Origin of the sequence: Sulfuricella sp., from assembly GCA_041651995.1 — a bacterium.
GTDB lineage: Bacteria > Pseudomonadota > Gammaproteobacteria > Burkholderiales > Sulfuricellaceae > Sulfurimicrobium.
In genome coordinates, this window is sequence record JBAZID010000009.1 from 82,473 (window position 1) to 91,723 (window position 9,251).

Annotated in this window: 8 protein-coding genes and 1 pseudogene; 8 read left to right on the forward strand and 1 reads right to left on the reverse strand. The window is 59.8% G+C overall.

Annotated elements, in window-relative coordinates; genetic code table 11:
• Positions 1-3 precede the first annotated feature (3 nt).
• Complete coding sequence (locus WC392_11660; GenBank protein MFA5243020.1) at positions 4-198, reverse strand: YjfB family protein; 195 nt, start codon at positions 196-198, stop codon at positions 4-6.
• A gap of 106 nt (positions 199-304) precedes the next feature.
• Here WC392_11660 and WC392_11665 point away from each other — a divergent pair, with 106 nt between their 5' ends.
• The 8 genes and pseudogenes from WC392_11665 to WC392_11700 all read left to right on the forward strand — a co-directional run.
• Entirely contained in the window at positions 305-1,252 is a 948-nt protein-coding gene (locus tag WC392_11665; GenBank protein ID MFA5243021.1) for a LysR substrate-binding domain-containing protein, read from the forward strand.
• A gap of 91 nt (positions 1,253-1,343) precedes the next feature.
• Positions 1,344-1,511 carry a rubredoxin gene (locus tag WC392_11670; GenBank protein MFA5243022.1) on the forward strand — a complete coding sequence of 56 codons (168 nt, stop codon included), beginning with the start codon at positions 1,344-1,346 and terminating at the stop codon, positions 1,509-1,511.
• Between the two features lie 36 nt (positions 1,512-1,547).
• Entirely contained in the window at positions 1,548-2,687 is a 1,140-nt protein-coding gene (locus tag WC392_11675) for an FAD-dependent oxidoreductase (GenBank protein MFA5243023.1), read from the forward strand.
• Between the two features lie 156 nt (positions 2,688-2,843).
• Positions 2,844-5,027, forward strand: a complete 2,184-nt coding sequence (locus tag WC392_11680) for a type I secretion system permease/ATPase (protein MFA5243024.1) — start codon at positions 2,844-2,846, stop codon at positions 5,025-5,027.
• A complete protein-coding gene (locus WC392_11685; GenBank protein MFA5243025.1) occupies positions 5,024-6,439 on the forward strand; it encodes an HlyD family type I secretion periplasmic adaptor subunit in 1,416 nt (471 codons plus the stop codon). The genes WC392_11680 and WC392_11685 overlap by 4 nt, the downstream gene beginning before the upstream one ends.
• Before the next feature lie 17 nt (positions 6,440-6,456).
• Positions 6,457-7,077 carry a response regulator transcription factor gene (locus tag WC392_11690; GenBank protein ID MFA5243026.1) on the forward strand — a complete coding sequence of 207 codons (621 nt, stop codon included), beginning with the start codon at positions 6,457-6,459 and terminating at the stop codon, positions 7,075-7,077.
• A gap of 96 nt (positions 7,078-7,173) precedes the next feature.
• Positions 7,174-8,904: pseudogene (locus tag WC392_11695) on the forward strand (retention module-containing protein).
• Positions 8,905-9,021: 117 nt separating this feature from the next.
• Positions 9,022-9,251: VCBS domain-containing protein (locus WC392_11700; GenBank protein ID MFA5243027.1), on the forward strand; the 230-nt coding region annotated here is incomplete at its 3' end.

Consider the following 9,251-nt stretch of genomic DNA (forward strand, 5'->3'; position numbering starts at 1 on the left):
GTATCAAGCGGTGGTGTTGATGTTCTGACCCAGATTGGGCGGCAGATTGGCGGCGGTTTTTTCCGCCTTGGGAATGGCGGCTATCAGCTGCTGGGCATTCTGCTCCTCGATCTGCATGGCTTTCTTCAGCACCGAGAGACCAACCGCATCACCGGTGCTCTGGCCGGCAACCGAAGCCAGTGCCGTGCTGGTATTCATGTTTACATTCATAATTAACCTCCGCTACTCGAACAAGCGCTTCGAGTATACCCCGATTTTTTTCTGCCGGGCAATCCTGCCCGGCGGCTTAGGATAAAATTCCGCCATGACCCTCACTGAACTGCGCTATATCGTTGCCCTCACCCGTACCCGCCATTTTGGCCGCGCGGCGGAAGCCTGTTTTGTCAGCCAGCCCACGCTGAGCATTGCCATTCGCAAGCTGGAGGAAGAACTGGGCGTCACGCTCTTTGAGCGCGGCACCAGCGAAATTACCATGACCCCCATCGGTGAGCAGGTAGTAGCGCAGGCGCAACGCGTGCTGGAAGAAGCCAGCGCGATCAAAAGCATCGCCCAGCAGGGGCAGGATCAACTGGCCGGCCCCTTGCGCCTCGGCGCCATCTACACCATCGCGCCCTATCTGCTGCCACAACTGATTCCGGCGCTGCATCAACTTGCGCCAAACATGCCGCTGCATATTGAAGAAAATTTTACCGCCCGTCTCAACGAGCGGCTGAAACAGGGTGATCTGGACGTCATCATCATTGCCTTGCCATTTGACGAACCCGGCTTTGTCACCCAGGCCCTGTATGACGAGCCCTTCCGCGTGGCTTTGCCGTCCAGCCACCCCTGGAGCAAGAAAGAAACCATCAGCAGCGCCGAACTGGAGCAGGAAAGCCTGCTCCTGCTGGGTTCCGGGCATTGCTTCCGCGATCAGGTATTGCAGGCCTGCCCCGCCGCGCACAACCGTTCCAACGCCGCGCCCGGCAGCATACAGAAGACGCTCGAAGGCAGCTCGCTCGAAACCATCCGCCACATGGTGGCCAGCGGCGCCGGCATCACGGTGCTCCCTTGCAGCGCCATCGGCAAGGGCACGAGCGAAGACAGCCTGCTGGCTTTCCGCCCATTCAGCGCCCCCATCCCCAGCCGCCGGGTGGCTTTGGCGTGGCGCAAGCGCTATCCCCGCCCCGATGCCATCGCCGCCGTGCGTCAGGCAGTGATGGATGCCGGCCTGCCATGTACATCCAGACTGGATCTGCCGCCACAGGAAAATTGATTTTTATCAGGAAACAACTTGTAAATTGGGCTGCCTGCCATAATTTAAAATATTCAGAATTATCCAAATGAATATGAACAAGGGGCAAACAATGAAAAAATTTCAATGCGTAGTCTGTGGCTGGATTTACGACGAGGCTGCTGGCGCACCGGGCGAAGGCATTGCCGCCGGCACGCGCTGGGAAGATGTCCCGGACAGCTGGGCATGCCCGGATTGCGGGGTAGGAAAAGCTGACTTTGAAATGGCTCAGATAGCCTGATAACAGAGGGGGAGATTTCCCCTGCAGGAGAACGCCATGTCACCCCTCATCATTATCGGCAGCGGCCTGGCCGGCTTCACCCTGGCACGGGAATGGCGCAAGCTCGACAGCGCCACGCCGCTGCGCATTTTCACCCGCGACGATGGCGGGTTCTATTCCAAGCCCATGCTCTCCAATGCCATTGCCGGCGGCAAATCGGCCGCACAGCTGGCCATGAAAACGGCAGCGCAGATGGCGCAGGAACTGAATGCCGAGATCAGCGCACACAGCGAGATCAGCGCCATCCATCCGCAGCGTCACAGCATCAGCGTGAACGGAACGGAGCTTGCCTATTCCCGGCTGGTGCTGGCGCAGGGCGCCGATCCGATTCGCCCGCCATTGCGGGGCGATGGCGCCGACGCCGTGCTTTCGGTCAACAATCTCGACGATTACGCCCGTTTCCGTGCCGCGCTGGAAGGTAAAAAACGCGTCGCCATCCTCGGCGGCGGATTGATCGGCTGTGAATTCGCCAATGATCTGCTGGCAGGTGGCTTCAGCGTTGACGTCATCGACCCCGGCACACGCCCCCTGGCCGCCCTGCTGCCGGCCGAAGCCAGCATGAAACTACAGGATGCCTTGTGCGAACAGGGCGTGAACTGGCGCTTCGGCGTCAAGGCGGAAGCCGTGGCGCATGCGGGCAATGCCTTGCACCTCAAGCTGTCTGACGGCTCAAGCCTGGACGCGGATGTTGTTCTATCCGCCATCGGCCTGCGTTCGCGCACCGCGCTGGCCGCGGCGGCAGGCATCACCGTCAAGCGCGGCATCGTGGTCGACAACCAGCTCAAAACCAGCGCCCCGGACATCTACGCCATCGGCGACTGCGCGGAAGCGCAAGGCAAGGTGCTGCTGTACGTCATGCCGCTGATGCAGCAGGCGCGGACACTGGCAAAAGTGCTCGCGGGAACCGGGGCAGAGTTGAGTTATCCGGTGATGCCGGTGGTGATCAAAACACCGGCCTGCCCGATCACGGCCTGTCCACCGCCCATCGGCATGGAAGGCGAATGGCAAGTGGAAACCACGCCACAGGGTGTGCGCGCCCTGTTTCTTGACGGGGCAGACCAGCTGCATGGTTTCGCGCTTACCGGACAGGCCACGGCGGAAAAGAACAGCCTGGCGCAACAACTGGGCGCATCCTGAGCAAGACGTAATTCAAACCCGGCCCGGTCAAACACGATGCAGGAAATCCGGAATGACAACATAACGGGCATTCTGGCTGGACATTTGCTCCATAGCACATGAAAATAGCCCGGGAATTGAGCCAAGACCCGTTCCAGCCCTTTGCCAGGACCTTGCATGACATCTCCGGACCAGCCCGCCTCCAGTAAAAGCCATCTCGGCGAGGGACTGCATGAAGATTTACTCCACCCGGATCCCTTGCTGGACTGCCTGGTAGAACTCACGCGCATCCATGGCCGCCCCAGCACGCGCGCTGCTTTATCGGCGGGCCTGCCCCTGCCAAAAGAAGGTCTCACTCCTTCGCTGTTTGCACGTCCTGCCGCTCGCGCGGGGTTTTCCAGCAAGGTGGTGCGCAGGAAACTTGAAAAAATCGATCCTGCCTTGTTACCCGTTATTCTGTTGCTGGATGGGGATGAGGCCTGCCTGCTGCTGGGCTGGAGTGATGACGGCAATACCGCAAGATTGCTGTTTCCGGACACTTCCCAAGGCTTGGTTACCCTGCCGCGCGACGAGCTGGCCGCCCGCTACACGGACATCGCCATTTTTGCACGCCCCCATTTCCGCTTCGACCAGCGCACCCCTGAAATAGGCAGCGTGCCGCAAAAACACTGGTTCTGGGGCGCAATTCTCGAACAGCTGCCGGTTTACCGCGACATTCTGGCTGCGGCCGTGCTGATCAATCTGTTTGCCCTGGCCATGCCGCTTTTCACCATGAACGTGTACGACCGCGTGGTGCCAAACTTCGCCGTTGAAACCTTGTGGATGCTGGCTGCCGGGATGACGCTGGTGCTTGGGATTGATTATGTGCTGCGGCTGCTGCGTGGCCATTTTATCGACCTCGCCAGCGTGCGTATCGACCTCAGGCTATCCAAGCTGATCATGGAACACGTCCTGGGCATGCGGCTCAGCAACCGCCCGGCTTCCGTCGGCTCTTACGCGGCAACACTGAGATCCTTTGAATCCGTGCGTGATTTCATTGCATCCGCCACGGTCACGGCGCTGATCGACCTGCCCTTTGCCCTGCTCTTTTTCCTGGTCCTGGCCTGGATATCCTGGCCGCTGGTCTTCATCCCGATTCTCGGTGTTATCGCCGTCGTGATCTACAGTTATGTCATTCAGCACAAAATGCATGAACTATCCGAAACCACTTTCCGCTCTGCCGCATTACGCAATGCCACCCTGGTGGAAAGCCTGACCGCACTCGAAGCCATCAAGGCGCATGGCGCCGAGGGCGTGATGCAAGCCAAATGGGAAAAGACCGCTGCCTTCCTGGCGCGCATGAGCGCCCAGATGCGCCTGCTTTCATCCTCCGCCATCAATGGCGTCATGACCTTGCAACAGTTCGTGAACATGAGTGTGATCGTGGGCGGCGTGTATCTGATTCATGCCGGCATGCTCACCATGGGTGGCCTGATCGCCTGCACCATGCTGGCCTCGCGTGCCATGGCGCCGCTGGGGCAGATAGTGGGTCTGCTGTTGCAGTTTCAGCAGGCTGAAACCGCACTCAAATCACTCGAACAGACCATGTCCCAGGCGACAGAGCGCTCGGAGGAAACCAATTTTATTCATCGCCCGGAAATCCGCGGTGAAATCGAATTCCGCGACGTGCAGTTCACCTACCCGGGCCACAGCGAACCCGCACTGCGCGGCGTGTCATTCAAAATCAATCCCGGCGAGCACGTCGTGGTAATCGGGCGTGTGGGCTCCGGCAAGACTACCCTGCAAAAACTCATGCTGGGCCTCTACCCTCCAAGCGAAGGCACGGTCCGGATCGATGGCGTGGACCTGCGCCAGCTCGACCCTGCCGATGTGCGCCGCAACATCGGCTATGTAGAACAGGACACCATCCTGCTCTACGGCTCATTGCGCGAAAACATTGCCATCGGCGCGCCTTATGCCGACGACCGGACCATTATCGCGGCTTCCGATGTCGGCGGACTGACCGACTTCGTGAACCGTCACCCCCAGGGTTTCGACATGATCATCGGTGAGCGTGGCGAATCGCTATCCGGCGGCCAGCGCCAGGGCGTCGCCATCGCCCGCGCTGCCCTGCTCGACCCCCCAATCCTGTTGCTGGACGAACCCACCAGCGCGATGGATTTTTCATCCGAAGCCCAGTTCAAGGAGCGCCTGAAAGGCTTTGCGCAGCACAAGACCCTGATCATCGTCACGCACCGCAACAGCCTGCTTGATCTGGCAAGCCGCATCATCGTCATCGATGACGGATGCGTCGTGGCCGATGGCCCGCGCGACAAGGTGATCGAGGATCTGCAAGCCGGGCGGGTCGGGAGGGCGTCATGAGCGCGCGCCTGATCGGGGCCGCAAAACGCATCCGGGCCATGCTGGAAGCCATCCGCCTCAAAGTCCAGCCGGACGTGGATCGCTGGCTGAACACATGGAAAATCGACCCCGACCTTCCGGAACCGGATTTCGTTGCCGATGCCGATTACTATATCGTCCAGCAGGAACCCTTGCGCGCACGGGTCCTGATCCGCAGCCTGGCGGTGGTGTTCCTGATTTTCACCATGTGGGCCGCGCTGGCGCAGGTCGACGAAATCACTCGCGGCGAAGGCAAAGTCGTGCCTTCCCAGCAATTGCAGGTCCTGCAAAGCCTGGATGGCGGGATTGTGTCCGAGATCAAGGTGCGCGAAGGCCAGATCGTCAATCCGGGCGATCTGCTGCTGCGGATCGACGCCACCCGTTTCGTCTCCTCGGTGCGCGAAAGCCAGTCGCAGTATTTTTCCCTCCTGGCCAAGGCCGCCCGCCAGCGCGCGCTCACCGAGGGAAAACCCTTTATACCGCCACCGGAAACCCTCAAGGAAGATCCTCGGACAGTAGAAGAGGAAAAAAGCCTGTATGAAACCGCCACCTCCAATCTGGAAGCCCAACTCTCGATTGCCCGCCAGCAACTCGCGCAGCGCCAGCAAGAGCTCGCGGAAGCGCGCGCGCGTCGCGAGCAAGCTGGACAAGCTTACGACCTGACGCTCAAGGAACTCAACGTCACCAGGCCGCTGCTCAAGGCTGGCGCGGTTTCCGAGGTTGAACTCCTGCGCCTGGAGCGTGACGTCTCTCGCTTCCGTGGTGAACGCGACATGGCAGCCACGCAAATTATCCGTACCCAGGCGGCCATCTCCGAAGCCTCGCGCAAAATTCAGGAAGTAGAACTTAGTTTCCGCAGGGAACAGGGCACCGAACTTTCCGAAACCATGAGCAAGCTCAATGCCCTCTCCGAAGGCAGCGTGGGGCTGGCGGACAGAGTCAAGCATTCCGACTTGCGCTCCCCGGTTTACGGTACCGTCAAGCGTCTGCTGGTCAACACGGTAGGCGGCGTGGTTCAGCCGGGAAAAGACGTGCTGGAAATCGTGCCGCTGGAGGACAATCTGCTTCTGGAAGCCAAGGTCATGCCCAAGGACATCGCATTTCTTCGCCCCGGGCAAAAAGCGCTGGTCAAATTCACGGCCTATGACTTTTCTGTTTATGGCGGGCTCGAGGCCACGCTGGAACATATCGGCGCGGACTCGCTGACAGACGAGCGCGGCAACACCTTCTACATCGTGCGTGTACGCACTCACAAGTCGAAACTGGCCGATCACCTGCCCATCATTCCCGGCATGGTGGCCGAGGTAGACATTATCACCGGCCAAAAGAGCATTCTCTCCTACCTGCTGAAACCGGTCATCAAAGCCAAGCAGGCTGCATTGACCGAGCGCTGAGGGAAACCAGACAGCCCATGGGAATCGACAACCTTTTCGTTTCAGCCAATGGCGGACTGTTGCCACGCTGGCTGGAGGCGTTTCCGGATGCCAAGGGCTGCAAAACAGGCGACGGGCTACAAAAACAGAAATGCGACATTGCCTGGCTGCACATCACCGCCGGAGACTCCGCCCCGCAGCAGCTGGAAGAGGTTCGTAGACATCTGGGCGGCGTAACCTGCGTCGTGCTGAGCGACCTGCCGGATGACGAGCAGGCCTTGGCAGCCTTCGGCGCCGCCGCACGCGGCTACTGCAACACCCACGCCGCGCCAGCCGTGCTGCAACAAGTGGCAAACGTAGTGCAGCAGGGCGGGCTGTGGATTGGCGAATCGCTGATGCAGCGAGTTATCGCGTCGACTGCGCGGATTATGCAGCCACCGGATCAGGCTATGGTTCGCAGATGGGCAGACATCCTGACCGGGCGCGAAAGGGAAATCGCCCGCCACATCGCACACGGCGCCTCCAACAAGGAAATCGCCCGTGAACTGGGCATCACCGAGCGCACGGTAAAAGCACACGTCGGCGCCATTCTGGAAAAGCTCAAGGTTCGCGACCGCCTGCAAATCGCATTGCGCGTCAACGGCCAATCCCCCTCCTGACAACCCGTTCGCCGGGTTGTACTTCAGTCCAATATCCACCATTGGAAAGTCGCACTAAAGTAGCGACCATCATCCATTTCGCACGGAATACTCGTCATGTCACAGCAAGCCAACATCGCCGGCAAGGTCGCCCACCTCGAAGGTCAGGCCTTTGCGCGCAGTTCGGACGGTTCACAGCGCCAGCTCAAGCTGGGTGACGCCGTGTATGAAGGGGAAGTGATCATTACCAGGGAAGGCAGCAAAATTGAACTGGCCTTCGATCAGGGACACACCTACCTGTTGCGCGAAAAGGAAACCCTGACCCTGGATAGCAGCGTATATGACAGCGAAGGCGCTGATGCAAAAAGTGCAGCGCTGCTCCCGCGTGTGGGCGAATTGACAGAAATTACCCAGGCCATCGCCGCAGGCAGCAGTCTCGATCAATTGCTCGAAGAAACCGCGGCAGGACTAACCGGCGGCAGCGCTGCGGATAACGGCCACAACTTTGTCCAGCTGATTCGTATTGCGGAAGCCATTCCCCAGTTCGATGATGCGTATGGCTCAGCAGGCCGCAGAGACATACCGCCGTTGCCAGATGCTCAAGTATTGCTGGTGCCGCAAACAAGCACAAGCACCGTAGCCGAGCCCCCCCCCGGCTCCAACAATGCTGCGGTGATCAGCAGCGGCACGGGCACAATCACCGAGGACTCGGTGCTCTCCACTTCAGGCTCGCTGACCATCAGTGATGCCGATGCAGGCCAGGCCAGCTTCGTGGCTCAGGCCAGCACTGCGGGGGCTTATGGTTCGTTCACGCTCGGTACCAATGGTGCCTGGACTTACTCGCTCGATAACGCTAATCCAGCAGTTCAGGCGCTGGGAGCAGGCCAGACCCTGTCCGAGACCTTTACCGTGTCGAGTCTGGATGGCACAACCTCCAGTGTGACAGTCACCGTCAACGGCACCAACGATGCGGCCGTGATCAGTTCCGGGACCGGCGCGGTCACGGAAGATGCAGTTCTCTCGACTTCAGGCACGCTGACCATCAGCGATACCGATGCAGGCCAGGCCAGCTTCATCGCTCAGCCCGCCACTTCTGGTGCCTATGGCAACTTCACCCTCGGCACCAATGGCGCCTGGACTTACACACTCGATAACACCAACCCGACGGTTCAGGCCCTGGGCGCAGGCCAGACCCTGTCCGAGACCTTTACCGTATCGAGTCTGGATGGCACAACCTCCAGTGTGACAGTTACGGTCAACGGCACCAACGATGTGGCAGTGATCAGTTCCGGTACCGGTACGGTCGCCGAAGACTCGGCGCTCTCGACCAGCGGCACGCTGACCATCTCCGACACCGATGCCGGTCAGGCCAGCTTCGTGGCTCAGGCCAGCACTGCGGGTGCCTATGGCAGCTTCACCCTCGGTACCAATGGGGCATGGACTTACAGCCTCGATAACGCCAATACCACGGTTCAGGCTCTGGGCGCTGGTCAGACCCTGAGCTAAACCTTTACCGTGTCGAGCCTGGATGGCACGGCTTCCAGTGTGACGGTTACGGTCAATGGCACCAACGATGTTGCCGTGATCAGTTCCAGGACCGGTGTGGTGATGGAAGATGCCGTTCTCTCGACTTCAGGCTCGCTCACGATCAGTGATACCGATGCGGGCCAGGCCAGCTTCGTGGCTCAGGCCGCCACCACTGGTGCTTACGGCAGCTTCACCCTCGGCACGAATGGTGCCTGGACCTTCACCCTCGATAACACCAATCCGACTGTTCAGGCGCTGGGCGCGGGTCAGACCCTGACCACTAGCTATCCCGTCACTTCGCTGGATGGCTCCTCCAGCCAGGTCACGATTACCATCAACGGTGCCAATGAAACAGCTTCCGTTGGACTTGGGGCCGTGCAGGAAGACGTAACATCTACTACAGGGGGGGTGCTCACTGCTACGGGTGGTGCCACCTTCGTGCCGGCAACCATCACGGGCTCTTATGGTTCGTTGTCCGTCGCTGCGGACGGTTCATGGGCATATAACCTCAATAACTCCGACCCGGCTGTGCAAGCATTGGCGGCAGGTCAGAATGTCGTGGAACCAACATTCACCGTAGCGTTGTCGGATGGTTCTACTACAACGGTTAATATCTCCGTGACCGGCTCTAATGATGTGGCAGTGATCAGTTCCGGTACGGGGTCGGT